The organism is Micromonospora haikouensis (assembly GCF_900091595.1).
GTDB classification, from domain to species: Bacteria; Actinomycetota; Actinomycetes; order Mycobacteriales; family Micromonosporaceae; genus Micromonospora; species Micromonospora haikouensis.
This window is the reverse complement of record NZ_FMCW01000089.1, coordinates 1-1,525: the sequence shown is the minus strand read 5'-3', so window position 1 is coordinate 1,525 and position 1,525 is coordinate 1. Positions and strand designations below refer to the sequence as shown.

At 68.5% G+C, this 1,525-nt stretch carries 1 protein-coding gene; it reads right to left on the bottom strand.

The genetic code is table 11. The annotated features are described in order from the left end of the window. Nucleotides 1–13: 13 nt before the first annotated feature. Nucleotides 14–1,372 (bottom strand): IS4 family transposase, encoded by a 1,359-nt coding sequence (locus GA0070558_RS32585; protein WP_256092274.1) that lies wholly within the window; start codon nucleotides 1,370–1,372, stop codon nucleotides 14–16. Nucleotides 1,373–1,525: the final 153 nt, after the last annotated feature.

The following is a 1,525-nucleotide window of genomic DNA, read 5'->3' as shown; positions in this document are numbered from 1 at the left end:
CAATGCCGGGTAGTTAAGGTTCCGGGCTGGTTGTCAAGACCGGCCCGGCGAGGATGTTGAGACTGATGGTGGCCTGGTAGGTGCGTCGGTCGATGTTCGGGCCGCGGGCGTTGTATTTGGAGATGGCGCGTTTGACGGTGCGGGCGTTGACGCGTAGCCGACGTTCGGGCAGTAGTTGGTCCAGGACGAGGCGGCCGATTCTGCCGATCAGGTCGGTGACGGTGCCGGCGATGACACCGGCGGCGTGGATGACCTGGTCACGGGCCGCGTGGAGCGCGATGGTGAAGCTGGCCCGGTCCGGGTCTGTGCCCGGCTCGCTGTTGGTGGCGTCAGTCATCGCGGTGCGCAGGATCTGGTAGGTGATCAGCAGGGCGTGGATCTCCTGATCGACGCCGGCCGGTGTCCGTGCCCGCAGTACCCGTCCGCCGAGGATGCCGGACTTGATCTCCAGGTAGGCGGTCTCGATCTCCCACCGCTCGTGATAGAGCCGCAGGATCGCGGTGGCCGGGTAGGCGTCCGGGGCGAGGAGTGTGGTGATCAGCCGGTAGATGCCGGTGACCGTGGCGGCGTTCGTCGTGATGCTGATCTCGGCGTCGATCACCCGCACCCGCTGGCCGCCGAACACCGACAGGTAGGAGCCGTCTGGCAAGCGCAGCAGCACCGGCAGCCTGGGGCCGCCCCGGCCGGTCTTGGCCCGTACCAGTAGGTGCGCGTCACGGCCGGTCACGAGGTTCAGCAGCTGCCCGGCGGCGAAGTTGCGGTCGGCCAGCAGCAGCACCCCGGCGGGCAGCCGGGCGAGCATGTCCTTGGCGTAGGTGGTCTCGCCGCAGGTGATCGGTCCGAACGCCGCGTCCATCACCGACCGGGTGCCACAGGCCATGATCGTGACCAGCCGCAGCATCGGATGGCTCGAACCGCCGGTACGACCCCCACGCTGTTTGCTGTACCGGGCCAGGTTCGCCGCGCTGTCAGCCACGAACAACGTGGTCCCGTCGATCGCGCAGACCAGCAGTCCCCGCCAGCGCACCGGCCCGGCCATGCTCGCCGCCGGGCCGCGCAGCAGGTCGAACAACGCCCGTAACGGCTGCGGGCCGAGCCGGCGGCGGGCCTTGGTCAACGCCGCCTCGCTCGGCTCAGCGACCGGCACCCCCTCCAGACCGGCGACCAGCCGCTGCCACACCTGCCGATACCCGAACTCGGCGAACAAACAGCCCGCGAGCAACAGATACACCACCACCCGCGAGGGCAGATCCCGCACCCGCCGCTGAAGACAACACGTCTGAGCCAGGACCGCATCAACCATCTCGAACGGCACCTGCCGCGTCAGCTCACCCAGATGACCCGGCGCGAACGGACCTGCCGCGACCCGCACCACACGCGCAATGACAGACTGGACCAACAGCGGGACTCCCAACGGTGAGGCATGTCTTGGCGGACGTACCTCTCTACCGGAGTCCCGCTGCCTGCATCCCCACCGACACGCCCCCTTGACCAGCCACCACCACGCTTAACTACCCGGCATTGC